This window comes from Caproicibacter sp. BJN0012, from assembly GCF_035986805.1.
Classification (GTDB): domain Bacteria; phylum Bacillota; class Clostridia; order Oscillospirales; family Acutalibacteraceae; genus Caproicibacter.
Genome location: NZ_CP142518.1, coordinates 2914659 through 2935139, shown reverse-complemented (window position 1 = coordinate 2935139; position 20481 = coordinate 2914659). Strand labels below are relative to the sequence as shown.

The window sequence follows — 20481 nt, the reverse complement described above, 5'->3', positions numbered from 1 at the left end:
ATTTTGACGCGTTTGGTAAAAATGACATGGATCGCAGTTAAGGCTGATTCTCCTTCGCACAAAGGCAGAACGGATGTCCTGCGGGGTCCGTCATCGTTACCCATTCATTGCCGCCGAATTGGGCTACCGTCTTCGCCGCCCCGATGGATTGAGCATATTCGACTGCCGCCGCAACGTCCGGGACCTGAAAATCAAAGTGCATCTGTTTTTGCTGCTTTCCGTTTTCTTCGGGCCATACGGGCGGAACATAATCTTTTTCTTCCATAAACAAAAATACAGTCCCGTTTTCGCTGCTTAACGCGGGATGGCCAAACATTTGGCTTTTTTCCCATCCGAGCAGCTGATGATAAAATTCGCACAGCTTTTGCTCATCATCGCAGTCCACCATGACGTTTTCCAAATTTATTCCATGAACCATTTTCTGCTTGCCTCTTTCGCATTTCGCGAATAAATCGTTATGAGAATCCGAATTCCAAATATATTCGATATGCTCGGCAATTTTTTGTGCTTTCTCTTTTCCAAATCTTTCCGCGATAAAACCCAATGTCATGTCTATTCCGGCAGACACCCCGGAAGATGTATAATATTTTTGATCTTCTACCCATCTGGCTTTTCTAACCCACAAAACGTTTTTGTCGATTGATTGTACCCATTCAAAAGCCTTTTTGTTCGAAGTCGCTTTTTTACGATCCAAAAGTCCCGTTTTCGCAAGTAATGCTGAACCTGTACAAATTGCAAGACAATATTCTGATTTCATGACCATATAGGACAACCTTTTGATGAAATCAATATCATTCACTAAAGGCCGTGTTCCCTGCCCGCCGGGAATGAGCAGAATTCCATAAGAATCGGCGTCTTTCATTTCCTCGGTTAATACTTTTGTACCCTGTCTGCTTTTGATGATTCCGCCGGTAACTGAAACGTAATGCAGACTGTATTCCTCAATACATCCTAAAATTTCCACAGGGCCAAAAGCATCCAAGATTTCAAAATCAGAAAATAGCAGGATGTTTACATCCATAAAGCACTTACCCTTTCTGTTATTGACCGAAGCCGCCCGCCCGAACTCTCCGTTATTTTTTCAGCAGCTCCGCGAGCAGCCTTTCCGCTTCCTGCGGGTCGGCGCGCCCGCGCGTCGCCTTCATGACAGAGCCGAGAATTGCTTTCAGCGCTTTTCCTTTCCCGGCGCGGTAGTCCGCAGCGGCCGCTTCATTTTCCGCAACGGCTTTTTCACAGATCGCTTTTAAATCATCCGCGCTCAATCCGGCAAGATCTTTTTCATTCAGAAAATCCGAGGCCGGCTTGCCGGAGTCCAGCATCTTTTCCAGCGTGGATTTCACGAGGTTCATCCGGATTTTGCCCGCGTCCAGCAGCAGGATCAGTTCGCGCAGCCGCTCTGGGGAAACCGCGACGTCAAACCGCTCTTTTTCGGCTTCGCTGCCGAGGCGGGCGAACATCTGCCCCAGAATGCAGTTGGCCGCCGCGCGCGGATTTTTCGTGCCCTTCGCCGCCGCCTCGAAATAGTCGGCGATGCGGCGGTGCTCGATCAGCAGCCGCGCGTCCGCTTCTGGCAGACCGTAATCCGATCCAAACCGCGTCAGGCGCTTTTGCGGGTCCTCCGGCATCTTCGCGCGGAGGGTTTCCCGCATTTCGTCCGTGATGCGGATGGTCACGAGGTCCGGCTCGCGGAAATAGCGGTAGTCGTCGGCGTCTTCCTTGCCGCGCATTCCCTCGGTGCAGCCGGATTCCTCATCGTAGCGCCGGGTTTCCTGCACAACCTCTTCGCCGCTCATCAGCAGGTCCACCTGCCGGTCATATTCGTATTCGATCGCTTTCACCATATGAGCGAACGAATTCATATTCTTGATTTCCGCGCGGGTGCCGAACGCTTCCTGCCCGGCGGGGCGAACGGACACGTTGACGTCGCAGCGCAGCGAGCCCTCCTGCATCTTGCAGTCGGAAACGCCGATGTAGCGCAGAATCATCTGGAGCTTTTCCACGTATTCCTCGACTTCCGCGATGCTGCGCAGGTCGGGTTCCGTGACGATCTCGATCAGCGGGACGCCGCCGCGGTTGTAGTCGACGAAGGTGTTGCCGCGCTCGTGGACCAGCTTGCCCGCGTCTTCTTCGATGTGGATGCGGTTGAGGCGGATCCTGCGCCCGTTCGACAGATCCACCCGGCCGTTCCGGCACAGCGGCATGTCGTACTGGGAAATCTGATATGCCTTCGGAAGGTCCGGATATACGTAGTTCTTGCGGTCCATTTTGGAAACCGGGCTGATTTCACAGTTGGTGGCGAGGCCCGCCATCACGGCGTACTCCACAACGGCCCGGTTCAGCTTGGGCAGCGTGCCCGGCAGCCCGATACAGATAGGGCAGCAGTGGGTATTCGGCTCTCCGCCGAATTCAGTGGTGCAGGAGCAGAAAATCTTTGTTTTTGTCGCGAGTTCCACATGGGTTTCCAGTCCGCAGACCAGCTCGTAATTCATCGTGCGACCCCCGTTTCCAAGGCGCGGAAAACGTCGTCTCCCGCCGCCTGCTCGTATTGAAACGCGGCGTTTAACAGGGCCGGTTCCGAAAAACGCGCGCCGATGAGCTGAAGTCCGACCGGCATGGAGTCGCTTCCAAAGCCGCACGGGACGCTGATGCCCGGCAGGCCCGCGATGTTGACCGGAACGGTGCAGATATCGGTCAAATAGGTTTCGACCGCGTCCCGCGCGGTGAAGTTCAGCGGGAACGCCGTCATCGGGACGGTCGGGGCCGCAATCACGTCGCAGCGGGAGAATGCGTCCTCAAACGCCTTGACGAGTGTCCCGCGCAGGTTCTGCGCTTTTTTATAAAACGCGTCGTAATAACCGGCGCTCAGAACATAGGTGCCGAGAAGGATGCGGCGCTTGACCTCCGCGCCGAAGCCCTCGCTGCGCGTCCTGCAGATCATCTCGTCGCGGTCGGCGTAGTGTTCCGTAAGGGTGCCGTAGCGGATGCCGTCATAGCGGCCGAGATTGGACGAAGCCTCCGCGCAGGCGAGGATATAATAAACCGGCAGGCTGTATTTGATCGAAGGCATCGAAAATTCCACAATTTCCGCGCCGAGCGACTGGCAGACCTTTAAAGCGTTTTCGAGAGCGGCTTTGACGTCCGGGCGGATCCCGTCGTAATATTCTTTCGGAACGCCGATTTTCAGCCCCCTGATGTCCTTCCCCAAAGAGGAAAACGCGGGTGCCGCCTTGTCGCTGCTGGTCGAGTCCATCGGGTCGTACTGGGCGATCGCGTCGTAGACCAGCGCGGCGTCCGCCACGCTCCTTGTGATGGGGCCGATCTGGTCGAAGCTGGAGGCGTAGGCGATCAGCCCGTAGCGCGAAACCGCTCCGTAGGTCGGCTTGAATCCGACGATGCCGCAGAAGCTGGCGGGCTGACGGATAGAGCCGCCGGTGTCCGAGCCGAGGCCGAACGCCGCGAGGTTGCCCGCGACTGCCGAAGCAACCCCGCCGCTGCTGCCGCCCGCCACGCGCTCAGTATTATGCGGATTTTTCGCTCCGCCAAAGCAGGAGGTCTCGCAGGAGGAGCCCATCGCGAACTCGTCCATGTTGGTCTTTCCGATGAGGACCGCGTCCTGCTGCTTCAGGATGGACCACACCGTCGCGTCATAGATCGGGACATAGCCCTGCAGAATCTTCGAACAGCAGGTCGTTTCAATGCCGCTGGTGGAAATGTTGTCCTTGAGGGTCATCGGAATTCCGGCGAGAGGGGACAGCTTCTCACCCGCCGAAAGTTTCCGGTCCACCTCGGCCGCGGTTTTCAGCGCGGTTTCCGGCGTCAGTCTTACATAGGCGTTCAGGCGCCCGTTTTCCTGTTCGGCGGTTTCCAGATACTTTTTGGTCAGTTCCGTGCAGCTGATTTCCCCGGAACGAAGGAGCCCGCCGATTTTAGAAATCAATCCGTGCTGTTCCATCCGGGCCTCCTAACTGCGCCGGCGGACCAGGAAATATCCGTCTTCCTGGTTCGGTGCGTTTTTCAGGATTTCCTCTCGGCTAAAGGAGGAAACGACCGTATCATCGCGGAATACGTTCGACAGGTTGTTGATGTTGTCGAAGCCGGAATCTTCGGCGGCAACTGAATTGACGGCGTCCGCGAATTCGATGATGCTGTTCATATCCCTGGTCAGGCCATCCAGCTCCTCCGGGGCGACGGAGAGCTTTGCAAGGCGGGCGATTTTCAGGATCTCCTCGTGAGTGACCATCTCAGACCTTCCTTTCGGCCGGTTTCCGCAGCCGGATATGCACTTCGCGCAGCTGCTGTTCCGTCACTTCGTTCGGCGCGCCCATCATCATGTCCTGCGCGTTGGAATTCATCGGGAACGCAATGACCTCGCGGATGTTTTCCTCTCCTGTCAGAAGCATCAGCATCCGGTCGACACCTGGCGCCATGCCGGCGTGCGGCGGGGCGCCGAACTGGAACGCGTGGTAGAGCGAGGTGAATTTGGTTTTCAAGTCCTCCTCCGTATATCCCGCGATCTCAAACGCCTTTTTCATGATGTCGATGCGGTGGTTCCGCACCGCTCCGGAGGAGAGTTCCACGCCGTTGCAGACAATGTCGTACTGGTAGGCGAGGACTTCCTCAGGTTTTTTGTTCAGCAGCGCTTCCATCCCGCCCTGCGGCATGGAGAACGGGTTGTGCGTGAAGACGGTTTCCCCGGTGTCCGGGTCCAGTTCGAACATTGGAAAATCGACGATGAAGCACAGGTCGAAACGGCTTTCGTCGATCAGCCCGAGGCGCCGGCCCAGCTCCGTACGGATCTGCCCGGCAAGGGAGGCGGCCGCATCCGCCTCATCCGCGACGAAAAAGATCACCGTTCCCGGTTTCAGATCTCCGCGCTTCGTCAGTTCCGCGCGTTTATCGTCGGGAAGATATTTATTGATCGGGCCCTGATACTGCCCGTCTTCCGCGACCTTGATATAGCCGAGGCCCTTCATGCCGATGCTTTCGGCAAAGCCGAGCATGTTTTCGAAGAAGCTTTTCGGCTGCCCGCCGCAGTCCGGCACGCTGATCGCGCGGACGGTTTTCTTCTGAAACGGTTTGAAAGAGGTCCCCTCAAACAGATCGGTAATGTCCAGAATCACCAGCGGATTGCGCAGATCCGGTTTGTCCGTGCCATATTTCAGCATGGATTCGGCGTAGGGGATGCGGGGAAACGGCGCTTTGGTCACGGTTTTGTCTGAGAACCTGGCGAACGTTTCGCCGACGACTTCCTCCGCGACCTGGAACACATCCTCCTGTGTTGCGAACGCAAGCTCGAAATCAAGCTGATAAAATTCACCCGGCGAGCGGTCGGCACGCGCGTCCTCGTCGCGGAAGCACGGGGCGATCTGAAAGTAGCGGTCGAAGCCGGAAACCATCAGCAGCTGTTTGAAAATCTGCGGGGCCTGAGGCAGGGCATAGAATTTGCCCGGGTGCCGGCGGCTGGGGATCAGGTAGTCCCGCGCGCCCTCCGGCGAGGAGGCGGAAAGGATCGGCGTCTGGATTTCAAGAAAACCCAGGTCGGTCATTTTGCGGCGAAGAAAGGAGATCACCTGGGAACGCAGAACGATATTCTGATGAACCTTCGGATTGCGCAGATCCAGGTAGCGGTATTTCAGTCGAACGTCCTCCTTGGTTTCCCGGGAGAGGGGGACTTCGAACGGAAGGCTGTCCAGCACTTTCCCCAGCACGGTCAGATTTTCCACTTTCACCTCAACCGTCCCGGTCGGAATTTTGGGATTGACGGTCTCCTCGTCGCGCAGAACGACGGCGCCCGATGCGGTCAGGCTGCATTCGCGGCTGACTTCCGCCAGAAGCGCGTCGTCGTAGACGACGATCTGCACCACGCCGGAATGATCCCTTAAATCGAGAAATTTGATTCCGCCGTGGTCGCGGATATTCTCGACCCAACCCGCTACGCGGACTTCCTTTCCGATCTGCTGTTCGCTGACTTCTCCGCAGAAATGCGTGCGGTACTGGTTGGCTAGGTTCATGTTCCGTAAATCCCCTTTAACTGCAATCTTTAATAAAAGTTAATTATATCATGAAATATCAGAAGGTTCAATTGAAAAACAGCGTTGCGACGGGGCTGCCTTTACCGATTTATCATATCACATTTTTGCATTGAATGCGATATAAAATTTCAAAAAGCGCCGCATTGGGACTGCCGCGGTCCGATCCAGTAGCGCTGGACGGTCCTGCCGTCCAGCGCAAGCTCGTTTTCCAGCACTCCGCCGTTGCGGAGGATCGTTCTCGCGGAGGCAATGTTCTCTTTGTCGCAGGTGATCAAGGCCCTTGCGATCCCTAATTGTTCAGCGATCGGCAGTGCCAGCGCGAGCATCCGGACCGCGTACCCCTTCCGGCGCTCGGAGGGGCGGATTCCATACCCGATATGCCCGCCGGATTTCAGCAGTTCGCCGTTCAGCTCATGGCGGATATTGACCGCGCCCAAAATTTTTCCGGCTTCATCCGTCAGAAAGAACGTGTGCGCGCAGACAAAGCGTTCCGGGGCTTCCCGCTCCATCCGGAGAGTGCCGGCGAGCCATTCCTCATAGCTCCGCCCCAGAAGCCGGGCGGAGTACGGCGTGATTTCTTCTTCGTGATCCGCCCAGTCTTTTGCGAAAGAGAGGTATTCGTTTCTTTGTTCCAAGGAGGGATGCTTCAGATCCAGCTTCATGATTCTCGTCCGCCTGCTTTCACCAGATTGATCAGGACTTCCGCCATTTGTTCCATCGACCGGATCGGGATGAACTCGAACCGGCCGTGGAAATTCTGTCCGCCGGTCGGCAGGTTCGGGCACGGAAGCCCCATGAAGGAGAGCCGGGCCCCATCCGTGCCGCCGCGGATCGGGACGGCGCGCGGTTCCATGCCCGCTTCCCTCATGGCCTGTTCGGCCCGCGCGACAATCTCGGGATGTTCTTCGATTTTTTCCTTCATATTGTAATAGGAGTCGGAGAGGGAAAGCTCGAAGGTCCCCGCTCCGTATTTTTCGTTCAGATAGTCCGCGATTTTTCGGACGGTTTCCTTGCGCGCCTCGAATTTCGCGCGGTCGTGGTCGCGGATGATGTAACGCAGCTCGGCGTGCTCCGCGTCGCCCGCGATTCGGGTCAGGTGGTAAAAGCCCTCGCGGCCCTCGGTGTGCTCCGGCGTTTCCGCCTCCGGAAGCATGGAATGAAATTCCATGGCGAATTGAGCCGCGCTGCGCAGCCGGTTTTTCGCGTCGCCCGGATGAACGCTGACCCCATGCACGGTAACGACGGCCCCCGCCGCGTTGAAATTCTCGTATTCCAGCTCGCCGACGGTTCCGCCGTCCACCGTGTAGGCAAAGTCGGCGCCGAAGCCCTTCACGTCGAAGCGGTCCGCGCCGCGCCCGATTTCCTCGTCAGGAGTAAATGCGACGGCGATGGTTCCGTGCGGGGTCCCCCGGCGGTTCAGTTCCTCCGCCATCGTCAGGATCTCCGCGATGCCCGCTTTGTCGTCCGCGCCGAGCAGTGTGGTTCCGTCGGTCACAATCAGGTCCTCTCCGATGCAGTCCGCCAGGTTGCGATAATCCGCCGCGCGCATGACGATGTTTTTCTCCCGATTCAGCACGATGTCGCCGCCGTCGTAATTTCTGACGATGCGGGGCCGGATTCCCGCGCCGGGCGCGGCGTCTGAGGTATCCATGTGAGAAATCAGGCCGATCACCGGGGCCTTTGCCTCACAGCTCGCGGGGAGCGTGCCGTAGACATAGCCGGATTCGTCGCGGCGCACGCCGGAAAAGCCGAGCGACTTCATTTCCTCCGCCAGCGCGTCCGCAAAACGGAGCTGGCCCGGCGTGCTGGGGCAGCTTTCGCTGTCCTCGCAGGATGTGGTGTCGAACGACGCGTAATGGAGAAGCCTTTCATAAGCCTTCATTTCTATCAATCTCCTTTTCTTTCAAAACGTCTTTCCAGGCCGTTTGCAGACAGGAAACGGCGTCCTCGATTTGCTCCGAGGGGATGCCGGCAAAGCCGAGCAGGATTTTTTTGCCGTCCGAGGTTGTCCCGACGCGGACACCCTGATGAAGCGCCAGCGCGCAGAGCGATTGGATGCCCGCATCCTCAGGCGGGGTCAGAAGTATGCTCAATGGGGTTTCCTGCAAGAGAATTTTCACCCGTCCGCCGAACGCCCGCTTCAGCGCCCGGGTCAGGCGGTCGCATTTCATGCCGTACAGTTTCCGAAGATGCCGCAGGTGCCGCTCCATCTGTCCGCTCCGGATGTAGTTCGCCAGCGCGAGCTGCTCGATTTTGGAGGCCGTCTGATTGTAGTTTCCCGCGCTGAGCCGATACCTGTTCAGCAGCTCCGGCGTCAGCGCCATGTAGCCGATGCGGACCGACGGCAGCAGAAGTTTGGAAAACGACCCGATGTAGACGACGTTCCCTCCTCCGCCCATTCCCTGCAGGGCGGGGATAGGCCGGGCGCGGTACCGCAGTTCCCCATTGTGGTCGTCTTCGATAATGATGCCTCCGCATTCCCCGGCCCAGCGCAGAAGCTCCATCCGCCGGCTGATCGGCAGGCTCATTCCGGTCTGGACCCGGTTGGACGGGCTGAGGAACACGAGTTTCGCCCCGCTTGCCCTGAGCGCCTCCATGTTCAGGCCGTCCTCATCCCCAGGCAGCTTTAAGGCATGAAAGCCGCAGTCGGAAAAAATCTGCTCCGCCTGCCGGAACCCCGGCTCCTCCATGGCCACGGCGGTTTCCCCGCCGTTCAGAAGGCCGCACAAAATGGAAAGCAGAGGCTGCGTCCCGGCTCCGATGACGATCTGGTCCGGAGAGGCCAGCACGCCGCGGACGCCGTAGCTGTAAGAAGAAAGCGCCTCCCGCAGAGCGTATTCTCCCTGATGCTCGCCGTAGGAGGCGATAATCTCCTGCCGGTTCAGCACGTCCCTGATCTGCCGCCTCCACAGCTTTAAATCCATGTTGGCGCTGTCCACGCAGTCGCTGCCGAAGTTGTATCGGACGGGCAGGCCGGGCGGGCGGGAGAAGTCCGCGCGCACGGCAGGCCGGACCGCATCGGGCCGGCGCGCTTCCAGCACAAAATATCCCCGCTGGGGACGGGCCCGGAGATATCCTTCCACACAGAGCTGCTGGTAGGCGCTTTCGACCGTGGTGCAGCTCACCTTCAGCCCGTCCGCCAGGGAACGGATGGACGGGAGCCGCTCCCCGGTCTTCAGATGCCCCGACTCCACCGCCCCGCGGATGGAAGAATAAAGCTGCTGATACAGCGAAACAGGAGAAGCGCGGTTCAGCTGTAAAAAATCGTAGGTCATAAAATATCCTCAACTGTACTTTACGAATTTTTTTAAACTGTATATTTCAATAGCAACAGTGATTAGCTATTATTATAGCAACGTATTTTTTGTAAATCAATCCCATGGAAGGTGAAAGCAATGAAAAAAACGGAATTTACAGGGCTGCCCGTTCTGACGGCGCTGTTTGCGGCGCTGATCTTTGTCGTGACGGCATACCTGTTTCACATCCCGACCCCGGCGACCGGCGGCTATATCCATCTGGGAGACGCTTTTCTGTACCTTGCCGCGAGCATTCTGCCCGCCCCCTACGCGGTGGCGGCGGGAGGCATCGGGGAGGCGCTCTCCGACGCCCTGACGGGCAGCGCCGTCTACGCGCTGCCCACGCTGGTCATTAAGTCCGCCATGGTCCTCTGTTTTACGTCTTCGGCGAAAACAGTGATCTCCAAACGCAACCTGGCGGCCAGCGCGGCTGCGGGCGGCATCTGCATCGGCGGCTATTATCTGACGGAAGTTGTTCTGCTCGGCGGGTTTGCGGCGCCCGTGGCGGAAATCCCGGGCAACCTGATCCAGGCGGCCGCGAGCGCCGCAATTTACATTCTGCTGGGCCGTGCGTTCGACCGGCTGAAGCTAAAAGACCGTTTGTCTGTGATGGTGAAACAGCGGTAGCTGAAAGGGGATTTTTTCATTGAGAAGCGGAAATAGAACGGTCCGTCTTGCATTGGCGGGCCTGATGGCTGCGCTCGTCTTTTTGGCGACCATGTTTTTCAAAGTGCAGATCCCGGTGGGCGGAGATAAGACGATGATCGGCTTTGCCAATGTGTTCTGCATTCTGTCCGGCCTGCTGCTCGGGCCGGTTTACGGAGGGCTGGCCGCGGGCATCGGTTCGGGGCTGTTCGATCTGGTCGGCGGCTGGGCTTCCAGCGCGCCGGTGACGCTCGTCACAAAGTTTGCCATGGCCTGGATCTGCGGCCTGATCGCCTGGGGCGGAGACAAGACCGGCAAAAAGCTTTCCCGTGTCGTCGCGGCCGCCGTGATCGGGTCGCTTTCATACTGCGTCCTGTATCTTTCCTACTCCGCATTGAAAGAGATCATGCTCGGGTCCGCGGCGCAGTCCGTACAGATCATCATGCTGACAAAGCTCGGCGCGACGCTCACCAACGCCCTGATTGCGGACGTGATCGCGGTCCCTCTCTATTTTGCCGTGAAAAAGGCGCTGGAGCGCAGTTTGCCGGAGGCGCGCGGCAACGGATGAAAATCAGTTGTGATTCGGCGCCGATGATGCTATAATGACTCCATCCGAAATGAAATTAAGGTGGAGTCTGAAACCGGATGAAAAAAGAGAAGACAAAGAAAATTCACAGCGCGGTGGTGCGCGATTCGGTTAACACGTTCGGGACCAATTTGTTTGGGGCCGTGCTGGGGCTGATTTCGTCGTTTATCGTTCTGCGGAACGTCAGCCCGGATGTGAAGGCGCTGTATAATCAGGTGCAGCAATGGGGCGGGGGGCTGAATACGGTCCTCGGTCTCAGCGCCGCTTCCGGAGTCGTATATTATGTGGCCCGCTTTACAGTGGGCAATACCGAGCGCGCAGTAAAGAGGCTCAGCCTCGGCGTCACGGTCGTGATCGCAGGGATTGGGGCGGCGATGCTTTTCTTTCTTCGCGGAAGTTCGTTCTTCACCGAAACGCCCGCCCAGTTTCTGGTCGCGATTGTCGTTTACGGCGCTCTGTCGTTTCTGTTCAATATCTGCACGTCGGTCCTGCGGGGTGAGGATAAGTTTAAAGCCTTCAATCTCGTGAACCTTACGCAGCGGATTCTGGTGACGGCACTGGCGGTCTGGATTTTTCTGCGGCCGAACGCCGCCGTCTGGGTCTGGTGCACCATCGCAATCACAGCCGGGATGCTCCTGTTTGCCCTTTACGGCATTGTGCGGTGGAACGGACCGAAGCCGAAGCCGGCCCCGGAAAACGATCTTCCGGTTGGAACGGGCGATATGGTCCGGTACAGCCTGAAATCCCATGTCAGCAATGTTCTGACCTACCTCAATTCGTTTTTAGGAACCTATATTGTCCAGGGGCTGTATTCCCTGGCGGATTACAGCATTTACAGCACGGCCGTCACCATTATGCAGCAGGTCTGGGTTTTGCCGGACGCCGTCAGTCAGGTCATCCTGAGCCGGATCGCCGGGATGACGGAACAAAAGGACAAAGTCCGCCTTTCCGTGCTTTCATCCAAAATCGTCACCTATATCACGACTGTTTCCGCAGTTCTGCTTTACTGGGCGGCGAAGATCTTCGTCCCGGTTCTGTTTCCCATGTACCGGGATGCGGTGAAACCACTCCCTTTTTTGGCTGTCGGTTATGTTTTGATCTCCTACGCGAAGGTGCTCGGAAATTCCATTGCCGCATACGGAAAGCCGGAGCTGAATATCATCCCGACGGTGTTGGGTATCGCGGTCAATACTGTTTTCAGCCTGGTTTTGATTCCGCGCATGGGCATTAACGGCGTCGCGCTCGCAACGTCGATCTCGCTGACGGCGCAGTCCGTCACCTGTATTGCCATTTTCTGCCGCTTTTCCCACACGCCGTTTTACCGGCTGCTTGTTCCGAGCGGGGAAGAGATCGGAATGGTGACAAAGCTTTTTCATAAATAGAAAGGACCGGGCGCAGAATTTTGGCGCCCGGTCCTTTTGCGGGTTATTCGCTGTGAAACCCTCTTCCGATAATTTCACTGGTGTTGCAGACCAGCAGGAACGCGTCCGGTTCGACCGAGCGGATGAAACGGCGCAGCTGCACTGCCTGCGCGCGGTTCATCACGGTAAAGATGATATATTTGTGATGGTGGGAATAAGCTCCGACCGCGTCGCATACCGTCGCGCTCCGATCCAGCTTTTTGACGATGTAGTCCAGAATCGGCTCCGGCTCGGAGCAGATCACGTTGAAGTATTTGTTCAGGTTGATGCTTTCAATTACGCTGTCGACAATCAGCGATTTCGCCAGCAGGCCGAGGCAGGAAAACAGGGCGGTCTTAATGCTGAAAACCAGAAAAGAAGACATCGTGATAAAAAAGTCGCTGATGAAAAGGGCTCTTCCGATGTCCACGCTGGTATATCGTTTCAGGATCATCGCGATGATATCGGTCCCGCCGGAGGAGGCTCCCGCGTGAAACAGCAGAGCGGAGCCGAAGGCGGGCAGCAGCACCGCGAACACAAGCTCCAGCATCGGATCGTCCGTCAGCGGCTTTGTCATCGGGACCAGCCGTTCCAGAATCCAGACCGCGCCGGAGAGAAGAAAGCTCGTATAAACGGTTTTTATGCCGAAATTTTTTCCTAAAAAAAGGAATCCGCAGATCACCAGAAGAGCGTTTAAAACAAAATTGACGCTCCCCGGAGAAAGAGTTGTAATGCGCCCCAATACGACCGCCAGGCCGGACACCCCGCCAAAGGTAAAGTCATTTGGAAATTTGAAAAAATAAATACCGGCCGAAATCACCAGCGTGCTCAGGGTAATGACAGCGTATTCCTTCAGAATGCCCTTTTTCATGATATCTCCTTTTGTATGTTGATGCTTTTTGCCGGGACTTATTATATCATCTTTTCTGCCAATTTGATACATGACGGCAAACTAAGAAGGAATGCTCTTTACAAAAGGCGGAAACAATGTTAAAATAATCGAGAAAAGTTATTATTATTATGATTGCCGCGAGGTGACCTTATGGAAAAAAGACGGAATTACAGCAGGAAACGGGAAGCGATTTTGAGCGCCGTGCGCTCAACTACTTCGCATCCGACGGCCGATTGGGTCTATGAAAAGCTGAAGCCGGAGTACCCCGATTTAAGCCTCGGAACGGTCTACAGAAACCTGGCGCAGTTCAAGCAGGATGGAACGATTCTCAGCGTCGGCGTGGTGAACGGGCAGGAAAGATTCGATGGAAACGTCAAACCGCACACTCACTTTGTCTGTTCGAAATGCGGTTGCGTGATGGATATACCGGATGAATCTGTCAGTCCCGCGCGGGTGATTCAGGCGGAGAGAAAATACCGCCTGCAGATTGATTCAGCCGATATTCTGCTTCGGGGGATCTGCCCGGAATGTCTGGACAAAATGCATCGGACGGACTGAACAAAAAAGGCCGGCGGATTTTGCGCTGGCCTTTTTTCTGCCGCGCACAGCTTGGAGACCCCTTTTGCAGCGTGTTTTTCAAGAAAAAGCCGTTTCGTTTAAAATCGGCATAATCCATGAAAAAATATTGATATTTCTTCGCTAATTATAGATTATTTTAAATATTTTTCAGTAAATTAAAAATAATGCTTGACATTCCCCTCGTTCTGGTATAATCTATGTTGCGTAGGAGTGAGAAACCACCCTTCGTCATATGCCCCAGTAGCTTAACGCAAGAGCATTGGTAATTCCAAAGGTTGTCGGTTCAACTCCGTCCCAGGGCAAAAAATTATCACAAGTGAGGTAAAAAATATGTTTGAGGACAAAACGTTAGTCTGTCAAGAATGCGGGAAGGAGTTTGTCTGGACTGCTGGCGAGCAGGAATTTTACGCTGCGAAAGGGTTTACCAATGAACCGAAAAGGTGCCCTGAGTGCCGCAAGGCCCGCAGAATGAGCCAGAAACCCCAGAGGGAAATGTTCGATGCTGTTTGCGCTGCGTGCGGTGCTCCCTGCAAGGTTCCGTTCCAGCCGACGGAAGGCCGTCCGGTTTACTGCAGCGAGTGCTTTGCGAAAATGAAGGAAGAAGCCTGACAAAGACGCAAAACGCGGGTTTTCCGCGATTTGATTAAAGTATGTTTGTACGATAAATGCGGTCCGCCCGCATTTATCGTATTTTTTATCCTTTCCCCGGTTCGCCGTGGGACAGGTTTCAAATGGAAAGGAAGCGGAATATGATTCTGTCCGGAAGAGAGATTCTTCGCCGCGCGGGCGGAGATATTGTAATTGAGCCTTTTGACGGAAAAAAAATCAACCCGAACAGCTATAATCTGTCGCTCCACAATGAGCTTCTGGTATACGAGGAGACCGTGCTGGATATGAAGAAACCGAATCCGGTTAAAAAAATCCGGATTCCGGATTCCGGTTTTCGGCTGGAGCCCGGACGGCTGTATTTGGGAAGAACGGCGGAATACACCCGCACCGAGGGTCTGGTTCCCATGCTGGAGGGACGCTCTTCCGTCGGTCGGCTCGGCTTGTTTATCCATATCACCGCCGGATTCGGGGATGTTGGTTTCGCCGGATACTGGACGCTCGAAATGTTCTGCACACAGCCGATCGTTATTTATCCGGGAGTGGAAATCTGCCAGATCTATTACCACACCATCGAAGGGGACTACGATCCGTATCAAAGCGGCAAATATCAGAACAACGACGGGATCCAGCCCAGCCTGCTGTACCGGGAATTTGAATCGAAGGATTGAAAAGCGGCCGCTTTCCCTGAAAAAGGGAAGGGCGGCCGCTTATTTTATGTTCATATAGGGCTGTACGGAAGACATGCTCCGCGCAAAGCCTTCAATTTGTTCCTGGAGCCACGGAGGCGCGCTGATCCTCGCCCTGTCGCAGGGCTTGTACTGCTCCGGTTTTCGGTAACGGTTCAGCGACCAGCGGGGAACGGGAGGCAATTCGGAAGCCATCTGAAGCAGATCCCTTTCTGTCAGCTGGGGGATCACGGTGGTGCGGATCTCGAAGGAAATGCCGCTTTCCGCAAGCAGACGGACCGTTTTCCGCACGGCTTCCGCATTCGCGCCAGGTCCGCAGATCTCTTTGTACCGCGCCGCCGGGGCCTTGTAATCGACCGCAAAGTAGCTGCACGCGCCGCTTTTGAGCACATCCGCGACTCTTTCCGGATTCGAGCCGTTCGTATCCAGTTTGACCTGATAGCCCAATGATTTGAATTCCAACAGCGTTTCAACCAGGTCGGCCTGACAGGTCGGTTCGCCGCCGGTCAGAACCACCGCGTCGAGCAGGCCCGCGCGCTTGTTCAAAAACGTCCAGACCGCGCCGGGGTCCAGAATCTCGTGCGGGCCGCTGAACAGCGAGCGGTTGTGGCAGTAAAAGCAGTCGTAATTACAGCCCGGCACGAACAGCACGCAGGAAACCAGCCCCGGATAGTCGACAAGCGAGCTTTTCTGGATCCCGGCGAAAATCATAGCGCCTGCTCCCGTATGACGTATTTCTTGCGCTCACGGTATTCTTCCTGTTTGCCGCGGTTGAAATTCTGAACCGGCCGCAGATAGCCGACGACGCGGCTCCATACCTCGGCGGGTTTGCCGCAATAGGGGCAGGTGAAATGTTCGCCGGCAAGATAGCCGTGGTCGCTGCAGATCGAGAAGGTCGGTGTCAGCGAGATATAGGGCAGCTTGTATTTGGTAAAAATTTTGCGGATCAGGCGTTTTGCGGCCTCCGTGTCGTGAATCTCTTCCCCAAGGTAAAAATGCAGCACGGTGCCTCCCGTATACAATGATTGAAGTTCATCCTGAAGGTCGAGCGTTTCAAAAATGTCGTCCGTATATCCGACCGGCAGCTGGGTCGAATTCGTATAATACGGCTCGTTTTCACCGGCGGTGATGATATCCGGGTAGCGCGCCTTGTCCAGGCGTGCCAGGCTGTAGCTTGCCCCTTCGGCGGGCGTTGCCTCCAGATTGTAGTAATGCCCGGTTTCCTCCTGAATGTCCCGGATGAAATCACGCATATAATTGAGCGTGCCGATTGCAAACTCCTGACCCTTTTCGGTCGTCAGGTCGCAGCCGGGCCCAAAGAGATTCATGCAGGCTTCGTTCATGCCGATCAGCCCGATGGTGTTGAAATGGTTGTACCAGTACGCTCCGGTCTTGTTCTTGACGTCTTTCAGGTAATTGCGCGAATAGGGATACAGCCCGCGCTCGGTCTGCTCCTCAATGACTTTCCGCTTGATTTCAAGACTTTCCTTTGCGATGTTCATTTCCCGCCAAAGGCGCATGCGGAATTCGGACTCGCTTTTGGAAACGTAGGCGATGCGCGGCAGGTTAACGGTGACGACGCCGATGGAACCGGTCAGCGGGTTGGAACCGAACAGGCCGCCGCCGCGTTTGCGCAGTTCGCTTTTGTCGATGCGCAGGCGGCAGCACATGGAGAGCGCGTCCTCCGGCGAGAGGTCGGAGTTGATGTAGTTGGAAAAGTAAGGGATTCCGTATTTGCAGGTGATCTCCATGAAGCGGTTGACGACCGGGCTGTCCCACTGAAAGTCCTTTGTCACGTTGATGGTCGGAATCGGGAAGGTGAACACGCGGCCCTTGCTGTCGCCCTCCATCATCACGTCGCAGAACGCGAGATTGACAATGTCCATCTCCTTCTGAAAATCGCCGTATTTCTCCGGCATGACCGCTCCGCCGGCCATTACGTTCTGGTCGCGCAGCGTGCGGGGCACGGCGATGTCGAACGTTAAATTCGAAAACGGGCACTGAAAGCCGACGCGGGTCGGAACATTCAGATTGAAGATAAACTCCTGAAGGGCCTGCTTGACCGATTTATAATCGAGATGATCGTAACGGACGAACGGCGCGCAGTATGTATCGAACGAAGACCAGGCTTGCGCGCCTGCGGTTTCCCCCTGAGTCGTGAAGGTGGAATTGACGATCTGTCCTAAAAACGTGCGAAGATGCTTCGGAGGCCGCGATTCCACCTTGCCCGGCACGCCGCCGAACCCGCCCTGCAGGATTTGCCGCAGGTCCCAGCCCGCGCAGTAGGGCCCGAAGAAACCAAGATCGTGGATGTGGAGATCGCCGGAAAGATGCGCGTCGCGTATCTCCTGAGGATAGATTTCGTGCAGCCAGTAATTCTTTGTAAACGCTTCGCGGACATAATTGTTCAGCCCGTTGATGGATTTCTGCGTGTTGGCGTTTTCGTTGATTTTCCAGTCCCTGTCGTCCAGATATTCGCTGAACATGTTGATCGTCGCGCCGATCAGCGCGTTGGATTCGCGCGCGGAACGCCTCTTTTCCCGATATAGGATAAAGGCCTTCGCCGTTTTGGCGTGGCCCTCTTCAATCAGAACCTTTTCAACAATATCCTGGATTCCCTCGACCTCGGCAACGCCGTCCGGATATTTCTGCTCCGCCAGTTTTACAACCTCGCTCGCAAGGCGCTCCGAGGTCGCAAAATCGTCGCCGCCGACCGCGGTCGCGGCTTTGAAAATCGCCCAGACGATTTTTTCCTCTTTAAAAGGCACTCTGGAACGGTTCCTTTTAATAATGTGTGTCAGCATGAATATTCCTCCCCGTTGCTTCTCACGCAGGGCAATATATAGCTTTCTATTTCACTGCGAATACCATATATGTTAATCTTTCCGCTGCGCATTGTCAAGAGCCGAGGAAGAGGCTGGAAAAAATCAGTCGTTTTTCTTGCGGCAGTCACGGCAATAGCCGTAAATTTCGAGGCTGTGGCCGGTTACGTCAAAGCCGGTCCTGGCAGTCAGCTCTTTTTCATAGGCCTCCAGGGGGCAGTCGTCGATCGGGAACATCTTGTGGCAGCTCAGGCAGACCAGATAGTGACGGTGCATATCGCCCAGTTCAAACAGGGCGCCGCATTCGTCCACGGTGCTGATCCGGCGCACGGCCTTTTTTGTCACCAGGAGCTCCAGAACCCGGTAAACGGTGGAGAGACTGATGGCGTTTCCCTGTTCCCGCAGTTTGAAAAAAATTCCCTCTGCGGAAACGGGCCTCGCGCTTTGTTCCAAAATGTCCATGATTTCGCGGCGCTGGCGCGTGATTTTCAGTCCGCAGTTTTTCAGGCGGCCTCTGCTGTTTTCCATACGATCAGCTCCCGGATTCAACTTGACGGCGCGCGGCTCTTTCCGCCGTGCGGCCATTTCTGTTCGCTAAATGCAAACAATTCTCATTTGCATGTTATCATAGAGGATCGGATTTGTAAAGCGTGTTTTATTTTGTGAAGAAAAGGGCAAAATATTTTGTCCGCCTCTTTAAAAGGCCGCGAGAGGCGGAATTTCAGAAATTTAAATTAAATTTTCTGAATAAATTATATTTTCGCGGTAAAGCTACATGATGAAAGGGGTAATATCAATGCTTGATAAAATCGCTTTGATACTGGTTATTATCGGAGGATTGAACTGGGGTTCCATCGGACTTTTCGGGTTCGACATTGTCTCCTGGATCTTCGGCGGACAGCTGACGGCCGGCAGCCGCGTTGTTTTCATTGTGGTGGCCGTTTCCGCTCTCTGGTGTCTGAGGTTTCTGTTCCGCGATGAGGAGGAGCCCACTCATCACAACGCTTAGGACCATTTTAACCTTAAATCAGCCGCCGTCCCGGCATTTCGGGAACGGCGGCTTTTGTCGTACATCCGGCTCGGGCGGGAAACTTAGGGCTTGTTCTTTTCGTAGATGATCCGCAGGCCCTCCAATAAAAGCGTATCGCTGTATACGATCTCCCGTTCGCATTGCTCGATGATCTCCTTTGAGAGACCTCCCGTTGCCACGGCCTGGCATTTTTTACCCAGTTCCTTTTCCATGTGGGCGCACATGCCGTCTATCATGCATGCGGTTCCGTTGATCAGGCCGGAGCGCATGCATTCGGTGGTGCTGCTTCCAATAAAATGAGCGGGCGCTTCCAGGCTGATGGAGGGAAGCTGCGCCGTGCGGTTCGTCAGGGCGTCCAGCGAAATGCCGACCCCCGGCGCGATCGCGCCGCCCAGCATGACCCGGTTCTCGTCCAGGACGACGAACGTCGTCGCAGTCCCCATGTCGATGATGATGCACGGCCCGTGAAACAGCTCCGCCGCAGCGACGCAGCCGACGATCAGGTCGGCGCCGACCACTTCCGAGCTGATGCCGATCCGGATTCCGGTTTTCATTTCCGGCCCGACGCTGACCGGTTCCGCTCCGGTCAGGCGGAGGATTGCCCGTTTCAGGGACAGGTCTACGGAAGGAACGACCGAACTGATGGCGGTTCCTTCGATCTGCCGGAAGGAAACGCCATGGATGTCCAGGATTTCCCTCAGTTCGATGGCGTACTGATCTTCCATTCTCATACGGTCCGTCGCCATGCGGGAGACAAAAAGCAGCTTGTCTCCTTCGTAAACGCCCAAAGTGATGTTGGTGTTGCCGATATCCAGAACCAAAATCATGAAAATCCGCTCCTACCGCGGAACCGAAAAATTTTTCCGGTTTCCGCCATGAAATCACAAACATTATAACAAACACTTTATGGAAATGCAATGCGCGAAATGGGAAGAAAGCGATTGGATTTTTGCCGTTTTTGATTTATAATCAAGATGAAAACTTCCGATGAGGAGGGTTTATGATGGAGAATACGGTTTATCCCGGCCGGAAGCGCAGGTTCGGCGACCGCTATGATTCGTTCCGCATCCGCAAAGAGGATCCGTTTTTCGCGGTGATTCCGCACGTGATGAAGAACAGGACGGGCAGTATGGTCTTTTTCGAGGAAAAAGTTGAGATCACTCATCTGGAACAGTTTATCCGGCGGATGCGCAGGGAAACCGGGATGAAAGATCTGAGCACCCTGCATGTCGTCATGGCCGCGGCGGTGCGCCTGATCGCCCTGCACCCCGGGCTGAACCGGTACGTATCCGGAAGAAAGCTCTACGCCAGAAACCAGATCGCCCTCTCGATCGACGTGAAAAACACCATGAGCGAGGCGGGGCAGGATACAGCCGTGAAAACGCTCTTTTCCCCTGCGGATTCCCTGGAGGACATCTGGAGAAAAATTCACACCGGGATTGAAGAGGTCAAAAGCTCCGCGCAGAACAACGGAACATACCGCACGGCGGAGCTTTTGAGGCGTCTGCCCGTTCGTTTTCTGCGTTTGGTCGTGTTCCTTCTGTGGCGCATGGACGAGGCGGGGCTTATGCCCCGGGCAATTCACCGCGTTTCTCCGTTTCACGCGAGCGCTTTTGTGGTCGACATCGGCTCCACGGGAATCGGTTCCGTCTACCACCATCTTTATGATTTCGGATCGTGCTCCATCTTTCTTTCCATCGGAAGAAAGGAAACTTCGCTCCGGATGGGGCGCTATGGGGCCGTGAAGCCGGTCAGGACGATCAACTTCCGGTTCGTTGTGGACGAACGGATCTGCGATGGATATTATTATGCCCAGGCGATGCGCCATTTTCGCCGGATCCTGAGACACCCCGACGTTCTGCTCACTTCCCCGTCCGCGGCGGTGCCGGACCCCTGGCTGTAGG

The 20481-nt window shown here is 55.7% G+C and carries 21 protein-coding genes; 8 read left to right on the top strand and 13 right to left on the bottom strand.

Annotated elements, in window-relative coordinates:
• Nucleotides 1-37: 37 nt before the first annotated feature.
• The 8 genes from VA597_RS14385 to pdxR all read right to left on the bottom strand — a co-directional run bounded on the left by VA597_RS14385 (nt 38) and on the right by pdxR (nt 9307).
• The gene (locus VA597_RS14385) at nt 38-1021 is read right to left on the bottom strand and encodes a DJ-1/PfpI family protein (RefSeq protein ID WP_326974788.1); all 984 of its coding nucleotides are present in this window, start codon (nt 1019-1021) and stop codon (nt 38-40) included.
• Nucleotides 1022-1073: 52 nt separating this feature from the next.
• Nucleotides 1074-2489 (bottom strand): Asp-tRNA(Asn)/Glu-tRNA(Gln) amidotransferase subunit GatB, encoded by a 1416-nt coding sequence (gene gatB / locus VA597_RS14380; RefSeq protein WP_128743617.1) that lies wholly within the window; start codon nt 2487-2489, stop codon nt 1074-1076.
• On the bottom strand, nt 2486-3952 hold the full coding sequence (gene gatA / locus VA597_RS14375; protein WP_128743616.1) for an Asp-tRNA(Asn)/Glu-tRNA(Gln) amidotransferase subunit GatA: 1467 nt from the start codon (nt 3950-3952) through the stop codon (nt 2486-2488). The genes gatB and gatA overlap by 4 nt, the downstream gene beginning before the upstream one ends.
• A 9-nt stretch (nt 3953-3961) precedes the next feature.
• Nucleotides 3962-4240: an Asp-tRNA(Asn)/Glu-tRNA(Gln) amidotransferase subunit GatC gene (gatC, locus tag VA597_RS14370; protein ID WP_128743615.1), complete on the bottom strand. Its 279-nt coding sequence runs from the start codon at nt 4238-4240 to the stop codon at nt 3962-3964.
• 1 nt (nt 4241) lies between these two features.
• Nucleotides 4242-6011: an aspartate--tRNA ligase gene (gene aspS, locus VA597_RS14365; RefSeq protein ID WP_128743614.1), complete on the bottom strand. Its 1770-nt coding sequence runs from the start codon at nt 6009-6011 to the stop codon at nt 4242-4244.
• Nucleotides 6012-6160: 149 nt separating this feature from the next.
• Nucleotides 6161-6694 carry a GNAT family N-acetyltransferase gene (locus VA597_RS14360; RefSeq protein ID WP_128743613.1) on the bottom strand — a complete coding sequence of 178 codons (534 nt, stop codon included), beginning with the start codon at nt 6692-6694 and terminating at the stop codon, nt 6161-6163.
• Nucleotides 6691-7914: a peptidase T gene (pepT, locus tag VA597_RS14355; protein ID WP_128743612.1), complete on the bottom strand. Its 1224-nt coding sequence runs from the start codon at nt 7912-7914 to the stop codon at nt 6691-6693. Before pepT ends, VA597_RS14360 begins: the two co-directional genes overlap by 4 nt.
• Entirely contained in the window at nt 7901-9307 is a 1407-nt protein-coding gene (pdxR, locus tag VA597_RS14350; RefSeq protein WP_128743611.1) for a MocR-like pyridoxine biosynthesis transcription factor PdxR, read from the bottom strand. The genes pepT and pdxR overlap by 14 nt, the downstream gene beginning before the upstream one ends.
• Nucleotides 9308-9427: 120 nt before the next feature.
• Here pdxR and VA597_RS14345 point away from each other — a divergent pair, with 120 nt between their 5' ends.
• From VA597_RS14345 to VA597_RS14335, 3 genes are all read left to right on the top strand, one after another.
• A complete protein-coding gene (locus tag VA597_RS14345) occupies nt 9428-9955 on the top strand; it encodes a TIGR04002 family protein (protein WP_128743610.1) in 528 nt (175 codons plus the stop codon).
• 19 nt (nt 9956-9974) lie between these two features.
• On the top strand, nt 9975-10541 hold the full coding sequence (locus tag VA597_RS14340) for an ECF transporter S component (RefSeq protein WP_128743609.1): 567 nt from the start codon (nt 9975-9977) through the stop codon (nt 10539-10541).
• A gap of 77 nt (nt 10542-10618) precedes the next feature.
• Entirely contained in the window at nt 10619-11941 is a 1323-nt protein-coding gene (locus tag VA597_RS14335) for a lipopolysaccharide biosynthesis protein (RefSeq protein WP_128743608.1), read from the top strand.
• 43 nt (nt 11942-11984) lie between these two features.
• Here the strand turns inward: VA597_RS14335 and VA597_RS14330 are convergent, their stop codons facing one another.
• Entirely contained in the window at nt 11985-12830 is an 846-nt protein-coding gene (locus VA597_RS14330; RefSeq protein WP_128743607.1) for a YitT family protein, read from the bottom strand.
• A gap of 171 nt (nt 12831-13001) precedes the next feature.
• Between VA597_RS14330 and VA597_RS14325 the strand changes: the two genes are divergently transcribed.
• The 3 genes from VA597_RS14325 to dcd all read left to right on the top strand — a co-directional run bounded on the left by VA597_RS14325 (nt 13002) and on the right by dcd (nt 14707).
• Complete coding sequence (locus tag VA597_RS14325; protein WP_128743606.1) at nt 13002-13409, top strand: Fur family transcriptional regulator; 408 nt, start codon at nt 13002-13004, stop codon at nt 13407-13409.
• A gap of 351 nt (nt 13410-13760) precedes the next feature.
• Nucleotides 13761-14039 carry a zinc-ribbon domain containing protein gene (locus VA597_RS14320; RefSeq protein WP_128743605.1) on the top strand — a complete coding sequence of 93 codons (279 nt, stop codon included), beginning with the start codon at nt 13761-13763 and terminating at the stop codon, nt 14037-14039.
• 140 nt (nt 14040-14179) lie between these two features.
• Complete coding sequence (gene dcd / locus VA597_RS14315) at nt 14180-14707, top strand: dCTP deaminase (RefSeq protein ID WP_128743604.1); 528 nt, start codon at nt 14180-14182, stop codon at nt 14705-14707.
• A gap of 39 nt (nt 14708-14746) precedes the next feature.
• On the opposite strand, the gene VA597_RS14310 is transcribed toward dcd, so the two are convergent.
• The 3 genes from VA597_RS14310 to VA597_RS14300 all read right to left on the bottom strand — a co-directional run bounded on the left by VA597_RS14310 (nt 14747) and on the right by VA597_RS14300 (nt 18075).
• Complete coding sequence (locus tag VA597_RS14310; RefSeq protein ID WP_128743603.1) at nt 14747-15436, bottom strand: anaerobic ribonucleoside-triphosphate reductase activating protein; 690 nt, start codon at nt 15434-15436, stop codon at nt 14747-14749.
• Nucleotides 15433-17529, bottom strand: coding sequence for a ribonucleoside triphosphate reductase (locus VA597_RS14305; RefSeq protein ID WP_128743602.1), 2097 nt, complete (start codon nt 17527-17529; stop codon nt 15433-15435). The genes VA597_RS14310 and VA597_RS14305 overlap by 4 nt, the downstream gene beginning before the upstream one ends.
• Nucleotides 17530-17652: 123 nt before the next feature.
• Complete coding sequence (locus VA597_RS14300) at nt 17653-18075, bottom strand: Fur family transcriptional regulator (protein WP_128743601.1); 423 nt, start codon at nt 18073-18075, stop codon at nt 17653-17655.
• Between the two features lie 268 nt (nt 18076-18343).
• Here VA597_RS14300 and VA597_RS14295 point away from each other — a divergent pair, with 268 nt between their 5' ends.
• Nucleotides 18344-18556: a DUF378 domain-containing protein gene (locus VA597_RS14295; RefSeq protein ID WP_128743600.1), complete on the top strand. Its 213-nt coding sequence runs from the start codon at nt 18344-18346 to the stop codon at nt 18554-18556.
• A gap of 83 nt (nt 18557-18639) precedes the next feature.
• On the opposite strand, the gene VA597_RS14290 is transcribed toward VA597_RS14295, so the two are convergent.
• Nucleotides 18640-19404, bottom strand: coding sequence for a type III pantothenate kinase (locus VA597_RS14290; RefSeq protein WP_128743599.1), 765 nt, complete (start codon nt 19402-19404; stop codon nt 18640-18642).
• A 173-nt stretch (nt 19405-19577) separates the two neighbouring features.
• Between VA597_RS14290 and VA597_RS14285 the strand changes: the two genes are divergently transcribed.
• Entirely contained in the window at nt 19578-20480 is a 903-nt protein-coding gene (locus tag VA597_RS14285) for a hypothetical protein (RefSeq protein WP_128743598.1), read from the top strand.
• Nucleotide 20481: the final 1 nt, after the last annotated feature.

Coding starts and splice junctions, on each gene's coding strand:
- VA597_RS14295 (WP_128743600.1), top strand. CDS start 18,344: ATGCTTGATAAAATCGCTTTGATACTGGTTATTATCGGAGGATTGAAC.
- dcd (WP_128743604.1), top strand. CDS start 14,180: ATGATTCTGTCCGGAAGAGAGATTCTTCGCCGCGCGGGCGGAGATATT.
- pdxR (WP_128743611.1), bottom strand. CDS start 9,307: ATGACCTACGATTTTTTACAGCTGAACCGCGCTTCTCCTGTTTCGCTG.
- VA597_RS14300 (WP_128743601.1), bottom strand. CDS start 18,075: ATGGAAAACAGCAGAGGCCGCCTGAAAAACTGCGGACTGAAAATCACG.
- VA597_RS14325 (WP_128743606.1), top strand. CDS start 13,002: ATGGAAAAAAGACGGAATTACAGCAGGAAACGGGAAGCGATTTTGAGC.
- VA597_RS14360 (WP_128743613.1), bottom strand. CDS start 6,694: ATGAAGCTGGATCTGAAGCATCCCTCCTTGGAACAAAGAAACGAATAC.
- VA597_RS14305 (WP_128743602.1), bottom strand. CDS start 17,529: ATGCTGACACACATTATTAAAAGGAACCGTTCCAGAGTGCCTTTTAAA.
- VA597_RS14320 (WP_128743605.1), top strand. CDS start 13,761: ATGTTTGAGGACAAAACGTTAGTCTGTCAAGAATGCGGGAAGGAGTTT.
- pepT (WP_128743612.1), bottom strand. CDS start 7,914: ATGAAGGCTTATGAAAGGCTTCTCCATTACGCGTCGTTCGACACCACA.
- VA597_RS14385 (WP_326974788.1), bottom strand. CDS start 1,021: ATGGATGTAAACATCCTGCTATTTTCTGATTTTGAAATCTTGGATGCT.
- VA597_RS14345 (WP_128743610.1), top strand. CDS start 9,428: ATGAAAAAAACGGAATTTACAGGGCTGCCCGTTCTGACGGCGCTGTTT.
- VA597_RS14285 (WP_128743598.1), top strand. CDS start 19,578: ATGATGGAGAATACGGTTTATCCCGGCCGGAAGCGCAGGTTCGGCGAC.
- VA597_RS14330 (WP_128743607.1), bottom strand. CDS start 12,830: ATGAAAAAGGGCATTCTGAAGGAATACGCTGTCATTACCCTGAGCACG.
- aspS (WP_128743614.1), bottom strand. CDS start 6,011: ATGAACCTAGCCAACCAGTACCGCACGCATTTCTGCGGAGAAGTCAGC.
- VA597_RS14335 (WP_128743608.1), top strand. CDS start 10,619: ATGAAAAAAGAGAAGACAAAGAAAATTCACAGCGCGGTGGTGCGCGAT.
- gatA (WP_128743616.1), bottom strand. CDS start 3,952: ATGGAACAGCACGGATTGATTTCTAAAATCGGCGGGCTCCTTCGTTCC.
- VA597_RS14310 (WP_128743603.1), bottom strand. CDS start 15,436: ATGATTTTCGCCGGGATCCAGAAAAGCTCGCTTGTCGACTATCCGGGG.
- gatB (WP_128743617.1), bottom strand. CDS start 2,489: ATGAATTACGAGCTGGTCTGCGGACTGGAAACCCATGTGGAACTCGCG.
- VA597_RS14290 (WP_128743599.1), bottom strand. CDS start 19,404: ATGATTTTGGTTCTGGATATCGGCAACACCAACATCACTTTGGGCGTT.
- gatC (WP_128743615.1), bottom strand. CDS start 4,240: ATGGTCACTCACGAGGAGATCCTGAAAATCGCCCGCCTTGCAAAGCTC.